This window comes from Actinoplanes derwentensis (genome assembly GCF_900104725.1).
GTDB classification, from domain to species: domain Bacteria; phylum Actinomycetota; class Actinomycetes; order Mycobacteriales; family Micromonosporaceae; genus Actinoplanes; species Actinoplanes derwentensis.
Map to the genome: position 1 here is coordinate 2,213,561 of NZ_LT629758.1, position 16,524 is coordinate 2,230,084.

23 protein-coding genes and 1 riboswitch are annotated in these 16,524 nt (G+C 68.5%); of the genes, 10 read left to right on the plus strand and 13 right to left on the minus strand.

Annotated elements, in window-relative coordinates; genetic code table 11:
- Positions 1–3 precede the first annotated feature (3 nt).
- Together BLU81_RS10155 and BLU81_RS10160 are read right to left on the minus strand one after the other, a co-directional pair.
- The gene (locus BLU81_RS10155) at positions 4–1,275 is read right to left on the minus strand and encodes an MFS transporter (RefSeq protein WP_231954378.1); all 1,272 of its coding nucleotides are present in this window, start codon (positions 1,273–1,275) and stop codon (positions 4–6) included.
- Complete coding sequence (locus BLU81_RS10160) at positions 1,272–1,838, minus strand: ArsR/SmtB family transcription factor (protein ID WP_092543738.1); 567 nt, start codon at positions 1,836–1,838, stop codon at positions 1,272–1,274. The genes BLU81_RS10155 and BLU81_RS10160 overlap by 4 nt, the downstream gene beginning before the upstream one ends.
- A 27-nt stretch (positions 1,839–1,865) precedes the next feature.
- Between BLU81_RS10160 and BLU81_RS10165 the strand changes: the two genes are divergently transcribed.
- The gene (locus BLU81_RS10165) at positions 1,866–2,105 is read left to right on the plus strand and encodes an MOSC domain-containing protein (RefSeq protein ID WP_373873341.1); all 240 of its coding nucleotides are present in this window, start codon (positions 1,866–1,868) and stop codon (positions 2,103–2,105) included.
- Positions 2,106–2,117: 12 nt separating this feature from the next.
- Here BLU81_RS10165 and BLU81_RS10170 read toward each other — a convergent pair whose 3' ends face one another.
- Positions 2,118–2,795, minus strand: a complete 678-nt coding sequence (locus BLU81_RS10170; RefSeq protein ID WP_092543742.1) for a hypothetical protein — start codon at positions 2,793–2,795, stop codon at positions 2,118–2,120.
- Positions 2,796–2,935: 140 nt separating this feature from the next.
- Positions 2,936–3,478 (minus strand): hypothetical protein, encoded by a 543-nt coding sequence (locus tag BLU81_RS10175; RefSeq protein WP_092543744.1) that lies wholly within the window; start codon positions 3,476–3,478, stop codon positions 2,936–2,938.
- Between the two features lie 115 nt (positions 3,479–3,593).
- Here BLU81_RS10175 and BLU81_RS10180 point away from each other — a divergent pair, with 115 nt between their 5' ends.
- A complete protein-coding gene (locus BLU81_RS10180) occupies positions 3,594–4,541 on the plus strand; it encodes a bifunctional helix-turn-helix transcriptional regulator/GNAT family N-acetyltransferase (RefSeq protein WP_197686169.1) in 948 nt (315 codons plus the stop codon).
- Here BLU81_RS10180 and BLU81_RS10185 read toward each other — a convergent pair.
- Positions 4,435–5,184, minus strand: coding sequence for a lysophospholipid acyltransferase family protein (locus BLU81_RS10185; protein ID WP_092543746.1), 750 nt, complete (start codon positions 5,182–5,184; stop codon positions 4,435–4,437). The genes BLU81_RS10180 and BLU81_RS10185 overlap by 107 nt on opposite strands.
- Positions 5,185–5,332: 148 nt before the next feature.
- Between BLU81_RS10185 and BLU81_RS10190 the strand changes: the two genes are divergently transcribed.
- Positions 5,333–5,836, plus strand: a complete 504-nt coding sequence (locus BLU81_RS10190; protein WP_092543748.1) for a hypothetical protein — start codon at positions 5,333–5,335, stop codon at positions 5,834–5,836.
- A gap of 34 nt (positions 5,837–5,870) precedes the next feature.
- Positions 5,871–5,939: riboswitch (guanidine-III (ykkC-III) riboswitch) on the plus strand.
- A 15-nt stretch (positions 5,940–5,954) separates the two neighbouring features.
- A complete protein-coding gene (locus tag BLU81_RS10195; RefSeq protein ID WP_092543750.1) occupies positions 5,955–6,269 on the plus strand; it encodes a DMT family transporter in 315 nt (104 codons plus the stop codon).
- A 56-nt stretch (positions 6,270–6,325) separates the two neighbouring features.
- Here the strand turns inward: BLU81_RS10195 and BLU81_RS10200 are convergent, their stop codons facing one another.
- The 4 genes from BLU81_RS10200 to BLU81_RS10215 form a co-directional block, all read right to left on the minus strand.
- Positions 6,326–7,042: a hypothetical protein gene (locus BLU81_RS10200; protein WP_092556867.1), complete on the minus strand. Its 717-nt coding sequence runs from the start codon at positions 7,040–7,042 to the stop codon at positions 6,326–6,328.
- 87 nt (positions 7,043–7,129) lie between these two features.
- On the minus strand, positions 7,130–7,828 hold the full coding sequence (locus tag BLU81_RS10205; RefSeq protein WP_092556871.1) for a VOC family protein: 699 nt from the start codon (positions 7,826–7,828) through the stop codon (positions 7,130–7,132).
- Positions 7,828–8,574 (minus strand): metallophosphoesterase family protein, encoded by a 747-nt coding sequence (locus BLU81_RS10210; protein ID WP_092556869.1) that lies wholly within the window; start codon positions 8,572–8,574, stop codon positions 7,828–7,830. Before BLU81_RS10210 ends, BLU81_RS10205 begins: the two co-directional genes overlap by 1 nt.
- Before the next feature lie 124 nt (positions 8,575–8,698).
- On the minus strand, positions 8,699–9,061 hold the full coding sequence (locus BLU81_RS10215; protein WP_157751448.1) for a DUF998 domain-containing protein: 363 nt from the start codon (positions 9,059–9,061) through the stop codon (positions 8,699–8,701).
- 200 nt (positions 9,062–9,261) lie between these two features.
- Here BLU81_RS10215 and BLU81_RS10220 point away from each other — a divergent pair, with 200 nt between their 5' ends.
- The gene (locus BLU81_RS10220; protein ID WP_231954381.1) at positions 9,262–10,071 is read left to right on the plus strand and encodes an alpha/beta fold hydrolase; all 810 of its coding nucleotides are present in this window, start codon (positions 9,262–9,264) and stop codon (positions 10,069–10,071) included.
- A gap of 96 nt (positions 10,072–10,167) precedes the next feature.
- Here BLU81_RS10220 and BLU81_RS10225 read toward each other — a convergent pair whose 3' ends face one another.
- Entirely contained in the window at positions 10,168–10,533 is a 366-nt protein-coding gene (locus BLU81_RS10225) for a DUF6086 family protein (RefSeq protein ID WP_092543754.1), read from the minus strand.
- A gap of 157 nt (positions 10,534–10,690) precedes the next feature.
- Between BLU81_RS10225 and BLU81_RS10230 the strand changes: the two genes are divergently transcribed.
- The gene (locus BLU81_RS10230) at positions 10,691–11,239 is read left to right on the plus strand and encodes a GNAT family N-acetyltransferase (protein ID WP_092543756.1); all 549 of its coding nucleotides are present in this window, start codon (positions 10,691–10,693) and stop codon (positions 11,237–11,239) included.
- 45 nt (positions 11,240–11,284) lie between these two features.
- Complete coding sequence (gene coaD / locus BLU81_RS10235) at positions 11,285–11,746, plus strand: pantetheine-phosphate adenylyltransferase (protein ID WP_092556873.1); 462 nt, start codon at positions 11,285–11,287, stop codon at positions 11,744–11,746.
- A 16-nt stretch (positions 11,747–11,762) separates the two neighbouring features.
- Here the strand turns inward: coaD and BLU81_RS10240 are convergent, their stop codons facing one another.
- On the minus strand, positions 11,763–12,404 hold the full coding sequence (locus BLU81_RS10240) for a DinB family protein (RefSeq protein WP_092543758.1): 642 nt from the start codon (positions 12,402–12,404) through the stop codon (positions 11,763–11,765).
- Positions 12,405–12,732: 328 nt separating this feature from the next.
- Between BLU81_RS10240 and BLU81_RS10245 the strand changes: the two genes are divergently transcribed.
- The 3 genes from BLU81_RS10245 to BLU81_RS10250 all read left to right on the plus strand — a co-directional run bounded on the left by BLU81_RS10245 (position 12,733) and on the right by BLU81_RS10250 (position 14,989).
- On the plus strand, positions 12,733–13,680 hold the full coding sequence (locus BLU81_RS10245) for a tyrosine-type recombinase/integrase (RefSeq protein WP_172890518.1): 948 nt from the start codon (positions 12,733–12,735) through the stop codon (positions 13,678–13,680).
- A gap of 25 nt (positions 13,681–13,705) precedes the next feature.
- A complete protein-coding gene (locus tag BLU81_RS47810; RefSeq protein WP_157751450.1) occupies positions 13,706–13,852 on the plus strand; it encodes a hypothetical protein in 147 nt (48 codons plus the stop codon).
- Between the two features lie 159 nt (positions 13,853–14,011).
- On the plus strand, positions 14,012–14,989 hold the full coding sequence (locus BLU81_RS10250) for a hypothetical protein (RefSeq protein ID WP_092543762.1): 978 nt from the start codon (positions 14,012–14,014) through the stop codon (positions 14,987–14,989).
- Between the two features lie 253 nt (positions 14,990–15,242).
- On the opposite strand, the gene BLU81_RS47820 is transcribed toward BLU81_RS10250, so the two are convergent.
- A complete protein-coding gene (locus tag BLU81_RS47820) occupies positions 15,243–15,386 on the minus strand; it encodes a hypothetical protein (protein WP_157751451.1) in 144 nt (47 codons plus the stop codon).
- Positions 15,387–15,604: 218 nt separating this feature from the next.
- A complete protein-coding gene (locus tag BLU81_RS10260) occupies positions 15,605–16,510 on the minus strand; it encodes a phosphotransferase (protein WP_092543767.1) in 906 nt (301 codons plus the stop codon).
- Positions 16,511–16,524 lie beyond the last annotated feature (14 nt).

Genomic DNA, 16,524 nt, shown 5'->3' on the forward strand with positions numbered 1-16,524 from the left:
GCCTCATGAGCCGCCGCTGCCGACCGGGGTGGACGGCAGGTCGCGGTGCTCGCGGATCGGGCCGAGCAGCAGGATGCCGGTGGCGGCCACCGTCAGGCCGGTGGTGAGCCACAGCGCCGGGCGCAGGCCCAGGGTGGTGCCCAGCACGCCGCCGAGCAGCGCGCCCACCGGGATCGTGCCGTAGTTGAGCAGTTGCATGCCGGTCAGGACCCGGCCGAGCAGGTGCCGGGGGGTGTACGCCTGCCGGAAACTGCCTTTGATCACGTTCGCGGCGACGACTCCGGCACCGATGACCACTCCGGCGGTGATCAGCAGGGCCAGCCGCGCTCCGGGGCCGGTCATCGGGATCAGCAGCGTGAACGGTGCCGCCCCGATCTGGCAGAGCAGCATGCCGTGCGCGGTACCGAAACGCCGGGCGATCCGGGTGGCCAGCAGCGCGCCGACGACCCCGCCGGTGCTCATCGCGGCGACCGTGAGGCCGACGGTGCCGGGGCTGAGTCCCACCTCGCGGATCAGGAAGACGATCAGGATCGCCTGGTAGCCGTGCATCGCCAGGTTGGCGACGGCCCCGTACAGGGCCATCACCCGCAGGTACGGGTCCCGGATCAGGAACCGTAGTCCGGCGCCGATCTCGGAGCGCAGCGCCCGCCGGGCGGCCGGTGTGGTCCGGTCCGGTTCGCGGTGCCGCATGGCCAGCAGGCAGATCCCGGAGATCAGGAACGTGACGGCGTCGGCGGCCAGCCCGGCGACCGCGCCGAAGGCCTGCGCCAGCAGACCGGCCGCGCCGGGGCCCGCGACCTGGGCGCTGGCCTCGCTGCCCTGGAGTCTCGCGTTGCCCTCGGCCAGGCGGCCGGTGTCCAGTAGCGACGGCAGGTACACCTGGTAGGCGGTCTGGAAGAACACCGACACCACACCGGCCAGCAACGCCACCGCGAGCAGCTGCCCGATCCCGAGGACCCCCAGCCAGGCCGCGACCGGCACGCTGAGCAACAGTGTCAGCCCGACGAGGTCGCACACCAGCAGGACGGGCCGGCGCGGCAGCCGGTCCACCCAGACTCCGGCGGGCAGCCCGATCAGCAGCCACGGCACCCAGGCGGCGGCCTGCAACATCGCGACCTGCATCGTGGAGGCGTGCAGGGTGCCGACCGCGACCAGCGGCAACGCCACCGAGGTGATGGAACTACCGAACCGGCTGGTGGTCTGCCCGGCCCAGAACAGCCGGAAGTCGCGATGCCACAGCAGATCGGCGCCCGGCGGCACGGCCAGGGTGGTCACGGCTGTCCCGGGACGCCGTACACGTACACGAAGACCGGCTGCCGTTGCCCACCGGCCGGCCGGTCGCGCCACCGGTCCAACAGTTCCCCCATCTCGGTGCCGAGCTGACGAAGCTCGTCGGGGGACAGGTGCAGCCATGTGTCGGTGGTGAAAGCGCTGGTGCCCCACTGTTGTTTCTCGGTCTCCGGGGCCGCCAACCAGGACCGGGCCTTCTGCGTACGGTGTTCCAGGGTCAACGATTCGGCGGCGTCCGCGATCGCCGATTCCGCCGGGTCGTCGTGGAACTGCGTGCTGGTCCAGCGCACCGACCGGTGGGCCGGTCGCCACCAGCGTTCCCGGCGGTCGCGGGCCAGCTCGGGGGCTTCCTCGACGAGCCCGCAGTCGCCGAGCACCCGCAGGTGGTGGCTGATGTTGCCGACCGCCTGCCCGGTAACGCCGGCGAGGCTGCTCGCGGTGCCGGGCCCTTGCACTTTCAGCACGTCCATCAGCCTGCGCCGCAGTGGATGGCTGAGCGCGGCCAAGACCCGGACCTCGGTTACGTGGCGTACCTCATCACTGGTCATACCCCACCCTGACATGCACAAGAGTTATTGTGCAACAGCTCTTGTGCATCGACGTTATTGTCGGTGCGGGTCGGCCCGGACGTCGTCCTGCGACCTGTCCGCCAGCTCACCCGCTGCACGATGATCGACATGGCACAGGATCGCGTCGGTCAGCGCAACGATCTCCTCAAAGCGCTCGCCGAACATCAGCACCTGACCTTCGGGGTGTTCGCGACGGTTGAGCGGCAGGGCCGAGTCACTGTCGGAGACGTGTGCTCGTGGGTATGAGCCGGGAGTAGATCACGCGATCCACCGGACGACGTCGGCCAGTAACCAGAGCACGGCGCCGCCTACCGCGGTCAGGCCGGCGCTGAGCAGCAGTTCCCGCCGGTGACTTCCCAGGTGGTAGCGGGTCGCCAGCCAGACCAGGACCAGCACCGGGACGACCAGACCGATGGCGGCGGCGGGATGAAACGACCGGTAGAACTCGTCCGCGCCCCGCACCACCAAGCCCATCAGCTCGGCCGGTGGCTCGATCAGCAGCGCGTGCACGGCCGGACAGGCCAGCAGCCCACAGGCGATCCCGGCGGCCACCGCCGCACGACGGCCGGTGTCGTGCCGGACCGTGTTACCGAGAATGCCCAGGGCGAACCCGGCCGCCACCGACACGGCGAGCCAGACGGCGGCCGTCCCCGCGACGTCGCCGGACCAGCGGCCGGTGACCAGCACGATCATCAGGAAGTAGGTGACGGTCGCGGTCACCGGCAGCATCACGGCTTGCGTGACCGCCCGCCTACGGGTGCCGGCGGTCACGGCGAGCAGGAGAGCTCCCAGCCCCCAGAGCAGGCCGCTGCTGGTGACGGCTCGCAGGATCCGCGCCACGTCCCGGCCGGGACCGAGACCCAGGTCCACAGTGTCGCCGGCACAGGACAGCAGGGCGAGCAGAATCCCGGCTGCCACCGGTCGGATCAGCGTCACCGCCGGTATTCTGCCGGGCGCCGTCAACCACGCTCCGGCCACCGCATCCGGCCCGGCGGTCGCGGGTCGGCCCGATGTGTCGCCTGTCTCGCGGGGTAGGGGACAGGGCTGTCGGTAGGCGTACCTGATGAAGGTTTTCGTCAGGGGTTCATCAAGGACCGGATCATCGCGATCAGTTGCTGGGCCCGGGGGCCGCGGGCCGCCAGGACCGATTTCAGGTGGGCCTGGGCGTTGCTGCCGGCGAACTGCATGGTGGGCGGGCCGGCGGGCAGGACGATCCCCACGTACGCAGTCCGGGGCTCGGTGGTCTCGACCAGCGTGCCGTCGGCGTCCAGCGCCCACGAATGCTGCCGCCACAAACCATCGGGGGAGAGCGCGTAGCCGGTGCCGATCGCCGGGACCGCGCCGTCGATCCACAGCCGGGCGACGTTGCCGTGACAATCGCCGTCGTCACCCGCCGCCACCCGGCGCGCGCCGGTGAACACCGTCGACGTGGACAGCAGCGCGTCGAGGTCACCGTCGGGGCTGCCGGGCGGCACGACCAGTTCCCCGCCGTGCGCGAGCAGGTCACGGCACCATTGACGCCAGCGGGCGTCATACGACGGGTCGGCGTCGGGATAGCCGCGGACCCGGGCGCGGTAGAGGGCGAGGCGGCGGTCGTACTCGTGAGCGGCGAGTGGCACCGGGGAAGGCTACAACGCCCGCGCGCTGATACCGGCATCCCGGCGGGGTCGGCCGTACGGCCCAGAGCCGCCGAAGCGTCTGACGTCGGTCACCAGCGCGATCTAGCATCTGCTCGTGGAGGTCGAGCAGATAGAGCGGGTCCGTGATTTCAACCGCTACTACACCCAGCGCCTGGGCGTGCTCACCGACCGCTACCTCGGGCAGGGACGGCCGTTCGTGCAGGCCCGGCTGCTGTTCGAGATCGGCGACGGCGGCAGCCTGGCGGACCTGCGGGCCCGCTTCGACATGGACGCCGGTTACCTGACCCGTCAGCTCAGCGAACTCGACGACCAAGGCCTGGTCACCGTCCGCGACCAGGCGGCGGAACTGACCGACGCCGGCCGCCACGAATGCGCCGAACTCGAACAACGCGCCGCCGCCGGCATCGCGGCCCTGCTCGGCGAGCTGACCGCCGGGCAACGCGAACGCCTGGTCGCCGCACAGGACGAGATCCGCCGGGTCCTGCGCGCCGCCGCCGTCACCGTGGAAGCGGTCGCCCCGGCGGCACCGGCCGCCCGGGAGTGCCTGGCCCGGTACGCCGCCGAACTCGACGCCCTGTTCCCGGAAGGGTTCGCCGCGACCACCCTGACCCGGCCCGAAGACGTCACCGGCACCCAGCTGCTCGCCCTGGAGGACGGCCGCCCGGTCGGCTGCGGCATGTGGATCCGCCTCGGGCCCGGCGTCGCCGAGATCCGCCACCTGTGGGTCGCCGACGAAACCCGCGGCCTGGGACTGGGGCGCAAACTGCTGAGCCGCCTGGAAGTCGACGCCGCCAACCACGGCATCTCCATCATCCGGCTCGGCACCCACCCCCTGCTGACCGAGGCACTCGCCCTCTACCGCAGCAGCGGGTATGCCGACATCGGAAAGTACAGCGACGTACCGTACAACCAGTTGGCCTTTGAAAAGGTCCTGGTCAGTCTCGGGGCCGCACCCGTGACGGGTCGTGCGGACGGGACGAGTCGACCACCCGTGGCATCCGCATTTCGCCGAGGCGCAGTGGAGTCAGCGTCGCGTCGATAGCCTCCATGATCAACTGGGTGGCCTGCAACGGCCGCTCATCGGACAACACCACCGGCTCGTCGGCGAACCGCACCCGCACCACCGGCCGCGTCACCAACGCCCGCAACAGCGCCCGGACGAGACCTCTCGGCGCCGCATACGGAACCACCGCGTGCGTGCCCCACTGCGCGACCGCGAGCACCGGCGAACCCGACATCTGCGCCATCCGCGCCGCACCGGTCTTGCCCCGCTCCGGCCACATCCACGGGTCCAGCCCGATCCGGCCCTCCGGATACACCAACACCGCCGAACCCTGCGCCAACGCCCTCGCCGCGGCCGGCAGCGCGTCGGCGACGTGCGTGGTGTTGCGATCCACCCGGATGTGCCCGCAATGCCGCATCAACGAACCCACCACCGGCGCCCGGAACACCCCACCGGTCGCCATGAACCGCGGCACGATGCCCGCCTTGTGACAAGCCGCCGCCACGATCACCGGATCGAACGGGCTGATGTGATTGGCGGCCAGAATCACCGGCCCACCCCGCAACTTCTCCGGCAACCCGCCGGAAACCTCCAGACGCGCCAACGGGAACACCAACAACCGCGACACGACGAGCAGCCCCCGCCACAACCGGGGCGCCCGCCAGACAGATGAACTCTCCATGAGGCCTGAAATAATGGCATGCCACCACCAGTGCTCCGCTTCAGCCGACCGGCCAGATCAAAACCATCCCCACCGCGGCGGTACGCCGACAGCGTGCCGTTCGCGCGAACACACCATGACAGCACCCACCTGAACCCACCCTGAACGCATGATCTTCTCGAACGTGTGGGCGGCAACGCTGGTCATGGCCCTGTCCCCGGCACCCGCGGCCCCACCCGCACCCGCCCTGACCGCGGCCCAGCGCACCGTGCTGACCGAAGCCACCCGACAGTTCCGCGACGTCACCAAAGCCCTCGCCGCCGGCTACCTGAAAACCGACGCGTGCGTACCCGGCATGGGCTACCACTACGCCCACCCCGCCTACTCCGCCGACACCAACATCGACCCGGCCCGGCCCGAAGTACTGCTCTACGACCGGCACGCCCGGCTCCTGGGCCTCGAATACTTCAAAGCCGACACCGACGGCGACCTCAAAACCGACCCCGACCGGCCCACCCTGTTCGGCAACCGGTTCGACGGCCCGATGACCGGCCACGAAGTACCCCACGGCCACCCGCCGATGCCCGTGCACTACGACCTGCACGTGTGGCTCTACCAGACCAACCCGGCCGGTGGACTGGCCACCACCAACCCCAAGGTCACCTGCCCGTGAGCACACCCACGCTCCAGCGGCTACCCTCGGAGACGGCGCCCGTGCCCCACGGCCGCCCCGGACGAGTTGCGCGTCGTACCCGGCCTGACAAGACGACCGCCTGCAGAGGTGCATCGTCATGGCATGGCTCGTTCTCGTCATCTCCGGAGTGCTGGAAACCGTCTGGGCCATCGCCCTAGACCGCAGCTCCGGCTTCACCCGCCCCGGCCCCACCGCCGTCTTCGGCGCCGCCCTGCTCCTCAGTATGGCCGGCCTCGGTTACGCCCTGCGCACCATCCCGGTCGGCACCGGTTACGCCGTCTGGGTCGGCATCGGCGCCATCGGCACCGCCCTGACCGGCATGATCGCCCTCAACGAACCGGCCAGCCTGCCCCGCATCCTGTGCCTGCTGCTGGTCCTGACCGGCGTCATCGGCCTCAAATACTTCCACTGACAGCACCGAGCCGGCCCGGCGGTGTATTCCGCCGGACCGGCTCAGCTCACTTCACTTCAGTTCACTTCGCCGAGCTCCGCCAACCGCGCCTCGACCTCGGCCAACTCGGCCCGTAACCGCTGCGCCTGCTGCTCCGCCTCGGCCCGCTCACCGGCCATGATCTGCTCGACCGCCTCCTGAACCCCCGGCACGTCGATCAGCGACACCATCTTCAGCGCCTCCGCCGGGCGGATCACATAGGGCCGCGCCAAAGCCTTGGCACCCTGGTTGGCACCCACCGTCCACTCGCCCTCGGCATAAGCCAGCGTCACCGTCAGACCGGGCGCGGGCTTCGCCTTCGCCGGCCGGGCGGCCGCCTTACGCGGAGCGGGCGTCTCACTGATCGGCTGGTCATTCACCGGCACGGTTTCCTCACTCTTTCGCGGCGCCGGCGCTTTCACCGGCACCGGCTTGTCGATCAGGAGTGGCGGCCCGGACAGCACCGGCACCTCCGGCTCCGGAACCGGCACCACCTTCTTCGGCAGCGGACCCTTCGGCGCGATCCGCAGGTCACCGGGGGAGAAGGGCAACTCATCACGCCCGAACTTCACCACCACCCACTCGTCGGACACCGCCGGATCCTCAAGCGCCACCACTTGCCCGATCTGCCCGGAGATCTGCCCCGCCGACTCGGTGAACTGCACGCGGGGCTTGCGCCCGGCCGCCAACGCGTCCCGGATCTGCTGCAACTCCTCCGCGGTCAGCCCACCGGCTTGAACGCCTGCCGCCGTCATCAACCATCCCATCTTCGTACGCCTGTATGAGAGCGGCTTCTTTCTACCAGCCCGCACCGACAACAACCGCGCACCACACCGAAGTGATCATGACGAGTACGGATCACGACCAGTCACGCAATACTCCCGCCCCACCGGATCCCGCAACGTCGTCCAATCACCCGGCACCCGCCGCACCACCGACGCACCCAACCCCACATGCCGCCTGACCTCGGCATCCACATCCACCGACGCCAAATCCACATGCACCCCCGCCGTATCGCCACCGGTGCGCTGCAACAACAACCGGATCCCCATCCCCGCCGGCCGCCGCAGAAACGAGAACTCCGGCAGATCCGAAGCCACCAGATCCCACCCGGTCAGCTCCGCCCAGAACGCACACTCCCGCTCGTACCAACGCGCCGGAACGTCCAGACACACCTGATCCACCACACTGCCGAACCCCGACGGCACCGGCCGCACCACCTCACCCGCCCACCCGACCAAACAGAACACGATCCCGGCGGGGGAGCGCAACACCACCAGACCATCCTCAGTACGCACCACCGACGCCCCCACCGGCAACACCGCGCCCAAGTCGTCGACATGCAGATCCAGATGCGCCCGCGCCGGCCCGTCCCCGACCACCTGCACCCGCAGACACGCATCCCCGACATCCGGCACCAACGTCGCGAACACCCCACCACCACGCCGCGGCGACAACTCCCAGCCGGTCACCGCCGTCCAGAACGGCTCAGCCATCCGCGACGGCGAATCCAGAAAACCCGTCACCCACCGCACCCGCATCACGCCACCCGCCCCGTCCGCAACGCCGCCGCCACATCCGCACGCCCGAAACCCTCAGCGAACCCGGCAGCCCGCTCCCACGGATACTCCACCTGCCGAAACGACACCTCCCACACCCCGGACACATCGTCGACAACCGCAAAACGCGCATGCGGCGAACCTGCCTCCATCCGATGCGGAAACGGCTCGTCATCGTCATAGGCAGGCCACCCCACACTGCCCGGATTCACCAGCAGCGCCCCACCCGGCAACCGCAACGCCCCCGGCAGATGCGTGTGCCCACAGAGCAACAACGAGAACCCGCCCACCACAGCGTCACCCAACCGCCGCACCACCTCGTCCAGACTCGCCTCCCGCGCCCCCGCCGCATCCACCGTGTGCATCAGATACTGCAGGTCATCAGTGGGCGAACCGTGAAACGCCAGCACCCCCGGCACCGGCGACACGGTGGCCGGCAACGACCGCAGCCACTCCAGATGCCGCTCGGTCAACAACTCCCTGGTCACCCGATCGGCCATCCCGATCCGATCCGGCCCGAACGTCAGCACCTGCCGCTCATGATTACCCGCCACCGTCGGCAGACCCAACCCGATCAACCGGTCCGCAGTCTCCGCTGGCTGAACATAACCGGACAACAGATCCCCACAGTTGACCGTCAGATCCACCCGCTCAGCCTCGATCGCCACCACCACGGCATCCAGCGCCGGCAGATTCCCATGAACATCAGAGATGACCGCGATTCGCATCGCCCCATCCTGCCCCGTCATCAGCCCCGAACCACGCGGTAGTACCGGACCGCCCAGATCCCCACCCCACACGTCCACACCAACAACGGCAACAACGCCACCCGCTCCATACCGCCCACCCCACTCAGATGCAGCACCGTCGCCACCACACCGCAACCTGCACATGCGCGTTCTCATTCACATCAGCCGGAAAAACCCCGGCAACCCCCAACCCCACCACCGCAAACACCGACATCCAGAAGCAGGTACGGTTCCCCGCCCACGTGAACCGCGTCAACAACAACGCCGCCGCCAGCAACAACAACGCCGTCACCACGAACCCGGCATTCATCACCGCATGCCACGGCGAACACACCTGCCGGCCACCCGACACCCCGCAGCTCACCTTGCCCAGATCACTGACGTTGTTGAGCGCCCAACTGAACCCCGGATCCCGCCACACCGACCCGACCACCACATTGAGAACCAGAAACAGGGGAGTAGCCACAACCCAGCACCACGCACCCACCCGAACGCGAAAGGACATGCCCCGAGTACACCCGCGCCGCCTTCAACGGGCACTACAACTGGACCCCGAAACCCGGGTATGACCAGCCCTACCAGAGACGTCCATTATCCCACGACCACAAAATTCAACTACAGCTGGTAGTCGATTCCGATCGATCCGGTGACAGCTACGGTGCCCGCATGCTCACCAGATTCGTTCACTCCGGACCGGTCCGGCTATGGACACAACACCTCGGCCACCCCACCGACCCCACCATCTTGCTGGTCATGGGCACCGCCACCCAGGGAATCGGCTGGCCCGACGAACTGATGCGGACACTCGCCGACAACGGCCGCCACGTGATCCGATTCGACCACCGCGACACCGGCCGATCCGACACCGTCGACTTCACCACCCACCCGTACACACTCGCCGACATGGCCGCCGACACCACCGCCGTACTCGACGGCCACGCCATCCCGGCCGCCCACATCGCCGGAATCTCACTGGGCGCCACCATCGGACAATGGCTCGCCGTGCACCACGCAGCCCGCGTCCACACCCTGACCACCATCGCGGCGTCGCCCATGGGCAACAACCCCGGACCGGCATGGACCCGAGCCCTCACCGGCCAGCCAGCCGCACCCGACGAACTCCCACCCCCGACCGCCCGGTTCCTCAACCACCTGACGGCCTCAGCACAGACCCCCCGCACCACCCACCAGCAGCGCATCGACGCCGACGTCCAAACCTGGCGAGTACTCAACGGCGACACCCTGCCCTTCGACGAACCAGCCGCCCGCCAGTTCGTCGAACACTCCTACACCCGAGCCACCGACCTCACCGCCGCCACCAACCACGACCGCGCCGGCCGACACTGGGACGACAACCGCCGAGCCCCTCTATCCGCCATCACCGCACCGACGCTGGTCCTGCACGGCAGCGCCGACCCACTGTTCCCCCAGCACACGGCGAAGCCCTGGCAGCACAGATCCCGGCAGCCCGACTGACGATCGTGCCCGGCATGGGCCACCACCCGTTCTTCACCCCAGGACTCACCGAACAGATCGCCGACGCGATCATCCGCCACACGACCTGACCGCCTACTACACCGGCATCCCCGCCGCCTGGGCCCGCGCCGACTCCGCCAACCGATCGTCCAGCGCCGGCAACTCGCGACCGGCACGCCACACCATCACGACCGCAGTCGCCAGCCACCCCTCCAAGAGCGACCGAAACACCGGATGCCCCGACGACCGGTACTCCCGCACCAGCGCCTCCACGAACACCACGAACACGTCCACGTCGATCACACACTCGTCGGACACCATCGCACCGACCCCCGACGGCAAGGACACCAAACCCCCCACCGCCTCCGTCGTACGCATGAACAAGCCAGCCACCCGATTCGCCGGATTCCACAGCGTCACCCCAGCAGCGTCCTCGAAGAACTGACTCACCCCACCACCCACCCCTCAGCCACCATACTCATCTGCACGTCGAACACCGGCTTCGCCGCCACCCCAGCTCCCGAAGAACCGGCCAGCCCAGGCGCTACGGCCACCGTCCACCTTCTCAGGCGGCATGGGGGAGTGGAGCAGACGCAGCAGCTCAGGCCTAGGCTCAACCATGCTCACCCTGACCAGCCCGACGACAGCCCTGCACACCCAATGGCTGGCCGCCCGCGACGACTGGGGTCGAGGCGTCCACCAGCCCGGCAGCGGCCTACGGCCCGGTGACGACATCGACTCACCGGCCGGCTTCGCCGACTGGGTGGCACGCCTGCACCGAGAAGGCGACGAGAACCTGCCACCCGCGACAGGTTTGGTGCACGCCGGCTACTGGTGGATCACCGACCAGGGCGGCGCCGTCCTCGGCACGATCTCCTTGCGGTACGCCCTCACCGACTTCCTCCTGCAGGCAGCCGGCCACATCGGCTACGGCATCCGCCCCTCAGCCCGAGGTCACGGCATAGCCGGCTGGGCACTCACCGAGACCCTGAAGATCGCCCGGCAACGAGCCCTCACCCCGATCCTGATCACTTGCGACCAGGGCAACGCCGCATCCGCACGGGTGATCGAAAAGCACGGCGGAACCCTGGAGGACGTCCGAGACACCTCCGTCGGCCTCAAACGCCGGTACTGGATCACCCTGAGCCCAGGGGAGTGGCAACCATGATCAACATTCTTCAGGAGGAAACGTGAGCCCCGGTAGCATGTGTCGATGTCTCCCGGTTCTCAAAACGCGTGGGCTGTCTATCCCGGTACGTTCGACCCCTTCACGGTTGGTCATCGAGATCTTGTCGACAGAGCGCGCCGCTTGTTCGAACACGTGACGGTTCTGGTAGCGGTCAACGGTGAGAAACAGCCCGCCAAGGCCGGTGCGGAACGCGCTCTGGACATCCGTACCAGCCTCCCAGCGCACTGGGAGAACGTGACAGTCGCAGCCTGGAACGGACTGACGGTGGCCTACTGCCAGCAACATGGAGCCGGAGTGATCATCCGCGGCGTGCGGAACGCCACCGACGCAGCGCACGAGTACCAGCTGGCGGCCATGAACGAGGCGCTCGGCGTCTCGACCCTCTTCATGCCGACCCGGCCGGAACTGGCGATGATCTCTTCCACCGTGGTCCGCGCGACTGCGGCTCAACCCGCGCGAGCGCCACGATATTTTCCAGGTCGATAATCTATATTATGTCAACTTAGCTCTGGAAGGGGTCCGGGACGCCCTCCCCGAGAAGTCCCCGCTGTCCCTTCTGGCCGGCATGGCCCGAATCTCCAGCCGCTACCTGCGCGGCCAGTTCGATCTTCGCCCGGTGGGCCTCGCGGGCCACCGGGTCGAACTCTTGCTCGTGGTCAGCCCTCAGCCCGGTCCGGCCGTCGAGCTGCTCACGCAGGATGTCAGCGTGGCCGGCATGCCGGGTAGTCTCCTGAAGGACGTGGATCATGACGCCGAACAGCGTGACGTCGGGCTGTGGCCACCACGGCACCTGGCCAGGCGCCTCGATGGGAAGCTCTCCGATCGTTGCGTCCGCATGCTTCCAGGCGCGCTGATAGAAGCCGATGATCTGTTCGTGGGTCTCGTCCGGGGCCACCCACAGGTCGCTACCGTCCGCGTCCTGCCATCGCCCCAGCGGCTCCGGGAACGGGCGACCGAAGATCTCCCCGAAATACCAGGCCTCCAAGGTCGCCATATGCTTCACCAGGCCGAGGAGATTGGTCCCCGTAGCCGTCAAGGGGCGCCGAATGTGGTATTCGGACAGAGCGTCGAGCTTCCAGACCAGCGTCTCACGGACCGCCTTGAGCCGGCCGTGCAGGAAGTCCTTCGCGACATCATCAATCATGGCGACGAGCCTGCCACGCGGCGGCAACGCAGCGAGCCCGGCGCCGCCAGCCGGACGACGCTGAAGGCACCGAAACGCGAGCCGCCGACGATGAAGAAATGGTCGGCCGGGCTCCCCGGACCCCGAAATACCCGGCAAGAAGCAGCCCCGCTTCCCCAGAACCATCGACAGGGGGTTTCGAGAGTTCCCCGATACCGCAAAGAGCCGCTCGAACCTCGCCGCTCCCGGCATCAGAAAAGCCGCGAAAGCTCGCATAAAGCATCACCATGCGCGATAGATCATGGTTCGGAACAGCGCAAACACTGATAATTGCTGCATAATATGGCTTATGCAGCATGTGTCAATCGCTGAGTTGATCGACGAGTTCCTGGCGGCTCGGGCCACCCGTAAACCCTCGGTGCACACGCTCGACGCGTACCGCCGCGATCTCCGCCTGGTGCTGGCGCAACTGGAACCCGCGCCGCTCACCGTGAGTGACCTCTCCCCTCGCGTATTGCGGTCCGCGTTTGCGCGGTTCGCCGGCCCTCGCTCCCCCGCGAGCGTGTCGCGGGCCTGGTCGTCGTGGAACGCGTTCTTCACGTTTCTCGTCACCGAACAGGTGATTCCGGGTAATCCGATGTCGGCGGTGGACAAGCCGAAGCCGACGGTGCTGATTCCGAAGCCGCTGCGGGGTGAGGACACGCCCGAGGAGCTGTTACGGGCGGTGAGCCGTGTGGACGAGACGCAGCGTGATCCCTGGCCGGAGCGGGATGTGGCGGTGCTGGCGCTGGCGTTGTGTGCGGGGTTGCGGTTGTCGGAGATGCTGGCGCTGCGGGTGGGGTCGATCAGCGGGCGGCCGGGTGAGCGGCGGGTGGAGGTGGCCGGTAAGGGTGGGCGGCCGCGGATGGTGCCGATCGAGAGCGGTCTGGATGCGGCGGTGGTGCGGTATGTGGAGTCGCGGCGGTCGCGGTTCGGGCGGGTGAGGGCGACCGCTCCCCTGCTGGTGGATCGGCAGGGTGAGGCGTTGCGGCGGGGTGGTCTGCAGTATCTGGTGAGTTCGTGTTTCCGGCGTGCGGGTGTGGGCGATCGGGTGCCGCGGGGTGCCCAGTTGCACGCTTTGCGGCATACGTTCGCGACGCGGCTGGCGGAGGACGGGGCGAACGCGTCGGAGATCATGCGGTTGCTGGGGCACGCGTCGCTGGCGACGTCGCAGTCGTACATCGAGGTGACGGCGGAGCAGCAGCGCGCGGCGGTTCAGGCTAATCGGACGAATCGGGTGCTGAGCGAGCTGGGGTGACGGCTGGTCTGGCATGCTCCGGGGCATGACTGAGGAAACCTTCAGCCGGCGGACCTTGTTCGGCCGGGTTCTGCTGGTGGCCGGTGGGGCCGCGACGTTGCTGACCTTGACGGGTTGTCCGGGCGGCGACAACGGGGACGACGACGATGATGAAGACGAAGAAGACGACTGATTTCGTACGGGGTTGACATAGCTTCTCGTCTCGACCCCGCGAGGCTTCCGTCCGGTCCGGACCGCTGCGCGGCCGCCGGGCGGAAGCGATACTTCCGGACCGCGATCGTCGACTTCGGTAGCTAGTGCTCCCCCACCCGCGCCGGGCAGGGTTACCGGCATGCGGGTACTGGCGTTGTGGCTGTTGGCGACATGGTGCGCCGAGTGTGTGTGGGGCGGGTTCACGCTCGCGGACTATCCGGTGGTGGTGCTGTTCCTGGGTCCGCTCTACGGTGGTGCCGCGGTGCTGATCCGTGAGGTGGTGCGCCGTCGTGGCGGTGGCTGGCCGTCGATGGTGCTGTTGGCGGCGGTGTTCGGTCTGGTGCAGGCGGGCCTGGTGGATCAGTCGCTGTTCGACCGTGCGGCTCTGGAGGGGACGGAGTTCGCCGCCCAGGGTGAGGTGGCCGCCGCGACTCTGGTTCCGGGGCTGGAGTTCAATGCCGGTCAGTTGTTTGAGTTCGTCGGCAATCACGTGTGGTTGAGCATCTGCGCCCCGATCGCCGTGGTGGAGGCGTGCGCACGTCCCGGCGTCCGGCACGGCCCGTGGTTGTCCACTCGCACGATCACGGTGACGTCGGTGCTGTTCGTGGCAGCCGTCTTGGTGAACTGGTCCGATTCGGGTCATGTCCTCTCCCCCGCTCAGGTCCTGTTCGTGGTGGTGACCGCGGCGGCGCTGGTGACGGCCGCGTTGTGGTGGCGTGCCTCTCCCCCGCGACAGGGCCCGTTGTCCGGCCCGGGTCCACTGGTGCTGGGCGGTGTCGTACTGGCGGCGCATCTGGGGTCTTGGTTTTATGGCACCGGCTGGCTGGCTCTGGGTTTGCGGGTGGTGACGCTGGCCGTGGTGGTGGCGGTGGTCGTGCGCTGGTCCAGGTCGGCGGCCGACGTGCTGGCCGTGTGGGGTGCGGGTCTGGTCGTGGCAGCGGCCGGCGCGTTCCTGTCTCCGCCGTACGCGGCTGCGGCCCCGTGGTTGATGCTGGTCAGCGACGTGTTCGGCGCGTTGTTCGTGGTGTCGTTGCTGGTGTTGGCGTTTTGCCGGTCGGGTGGCCGGGGCCCGGATGCGAGGCTTCTCTCGCGCCCGGCGCCGGGCGCTTCGTCATGATCGGTGTGCTTGTTCTGTTGAACGGCGTCCGGGTAAGCCTGGGCCTTCTCGTGCCGGGCGTTCGCCGGGCAGGGGCCCGGCGTGCATTTCCAGGACCAGGCCGTGCGCGCCGAGGTGGTCGGCGAACGCACCGAGAAGCGCTGCACCCGCCGTTCCATCCGCAGAAGCACGGCGGATCGGCCGTTTCTCCGCACCAGGCAGCAGCCACGCATTGTGCGCCCGCGGGACACCCGCGGCGTGGCGGTCCTGCCGGCTATCCGCGGAAGAAGACGAACTGCTGGGGGTTCAGCGGCATCACGGAAGCCTGTGCCTGCATCGTGACGAAACTGAGGCCGAGGAAGACAGCGATCGCGGCGACGATGGTGAGCAGGCGGGCGCGGGTTCGAAACGATCGCACGAGGATTCCTCGGGGTTCGGTGATGTGCTGACCGAGGTAGTACGGAAGTGCATCCACTATGGATGAACGGGCTTCCGGGAATTCTCGCGACGCCCGATCCGGTAGATCCGGTACGAACGCGATGTGCCGTCCGGTGTCCGGCCACATGCTGGTGCTGTTGTCGCACAGCGGGGTGACCAGTTGGTCGGTGTCGAAGCCGATAGGCGCTCTCACCAGGGTCAAAGGCCCTTCAGGACTCGTTCCAGTGCCGACTGGCCGGCGGGTCCCCAGTTCGGTTTGCCGCCGGGCTGGCCGCGGTCCCCGTTCTGGCCCATCAGCATCAGGAACAGGCTCTTCATCGCGGCCAGCCCGCGCGCCCGTCGGAGTGTCGTCTCGTCCGCCCGGCCGTAGCTGTCGAAGAACCGGGAAGCGCCTCCTGCGGGTAACAGCAGCCAGGCGGCCCCGAGGTCCCATGCCGGGTCGCCGGCGAAGAGGGCGCCGAAGTCGACGATGCCCGCCAGTGTGCCGTCGGCGACTACGACGTTGGCGGGATGCAGGTCACCGTGTACCCATACCCGTGGTCCCGGCCATTCGGGGGTCGCTGCCGCGTCGTTCCACACGGCCCGGATGCCGGCCTCGTCGAAGCCGAAGCCGCCGAGATCCACGGCTCCCAGCAGGCGCTCGAACCCGTCCCCGCAGTCCTTGGGGTGGGTGCCGAAGTCCGAGGCGCCCGGCGCGTCGGCGGGTGCCTCCACGTGCAGGGCGGTGAGGAACGCCGCCAGCACGTCGGCCGCGTGGTCGCCACGGGTGATCGTCGCGTGATCCAGGGGCGTGCCGCCCACCCACGTCATGACCGTCCACATCTTGGGGAAGCGCCGCGACGGCGTGCCGTCGCGTACTGGAGTGGGGATCGGAAGCGGCAGGCGTGGGGCCAGCAGTGGTAGCCAGCGGCGTTCCTTGAGCTGCAGATCGGGGCTGGTGTCCATCCGCTGCATTCGGACGGCCAGGTCGTCGCCGAGGCGCCACATCTGGTTTCCCCAGCCACCCGCCACCTCACGAATGGACCGATCGGCCAGGTCCGGATGCTGTTCCTGCAGCAGGTCGCGGACCAGATCTTCGCTGACCTCAACTTCGGACTCGATCACGGGACGTGACGGTA

What these genes read in the sequence shown, in the direction of transcription:
- BLU81_RS10250 (WP_092543762.1), top strand. Translation starts at nt 14,012, where the DNA reads ATGCGGGTACTGGCGTTGTGGCTGTTGGCGACATGGTGCGCCGAGTGT.
- BLU81_RS10160 (WP_092543738.1), bottom strand. Translation starts at nt 1,838, where the DNA reads ATGACCAGTGATGAGGTACGCCACGTAACCGAGGTCCGGGTCTTGGCC.
- BLU81_RS10220 (WP_231954381.1), top strand. Translation starts at nt 9,262, where the DNA reads ATGCTCACCAGATTCGTTCACTCCGGACCGGTCCGGCTATGGACACAA.
- BLU81_RS10195 (WP_092543750.1), top strand. Translation starts at nt 5,955, where the DNA reads ATGGCATGGCTCGTTCTCGTCATCTCCGGAGTGCTGGAAACCGTCTGG.
- BLU81_RS47810 (WP_157751450.1), top strand. Translation starts at nt 13,706, where the DNA reads ATGACTGAGGAAACCTTCAGCCGGCGGACCTTGTTCGGCCGGGTTCTG.
- BLU81_RS10230 (WP_092543756.1), top strand. Translation starts at nt 10,691, where the DNA reads ATGCTCACCCTGACCAGCCCGACGACAGCCCTGCACACCCAATGGCTG.
- BLU81_RS10205 (WP_092556871.1), bottom strand. Translation starts at nt 7,828, where the DNA reads ATGCGGGTGCGGTGGGTGACGGGTTTTCTGGATTCGCCGTCGCGGATG.
- coaD (WP_092556873.1), top strand. Translation starts at nt 11,285, where the DNA reads ATGTCTCCCGGTTCTCAAAACGCGTGGGCTGTCTATCCCGGTACGTTC.
- BLU81_RS10200 (WP_092556867.1), bottom strand. Translation starts at nt 7,042, where the DNA reads ATGACGGCGGCAGGCGTTCAAGCCGGTGGGCTGACCGCGGAGGAGTTG.
- BLU81_RS10190 (WP_092543748.1), top strand. Translation starts at nt 5,333, where the DNA reads ATGATCTTCTCGAACGTGTGGGCGGCAACGCTGGTCATGGCCCTGTCC.
- BLU81_RS10185 (WP_092543746.1), bottom strand. Translation starts at nt 5,184, where the DNA reads ATGGAGAGTTCATCTGTCTGGCGGGCGCCCCGGTTGTGGCGGGGGCTG.
- BLU81_RS10240 (WP_092543758.1), bottom strand. Translation starts at nt 12,404, where the DNA reads ATGATTGATGATGTCGCGAAGGACTTCCTGCACGGCCGGCTCAAGGCG.
- BLU81_RS10210 (WP_092556869.1), bottom strand. Translation starts at nt 8,574, where the DNA reads ATGCGAATCGCGGTCATCTCTGATGTTCATGGGAATCTGCCGGCGCTG.
- BLU81_RS10245 (WP_172890518.1), top strand. Translation starts at nt 12,733, where the DNA reads ATGCAGCATGTGTCAATCGCTGAGTTGATCGACGAGTTCCTGGCGGCT.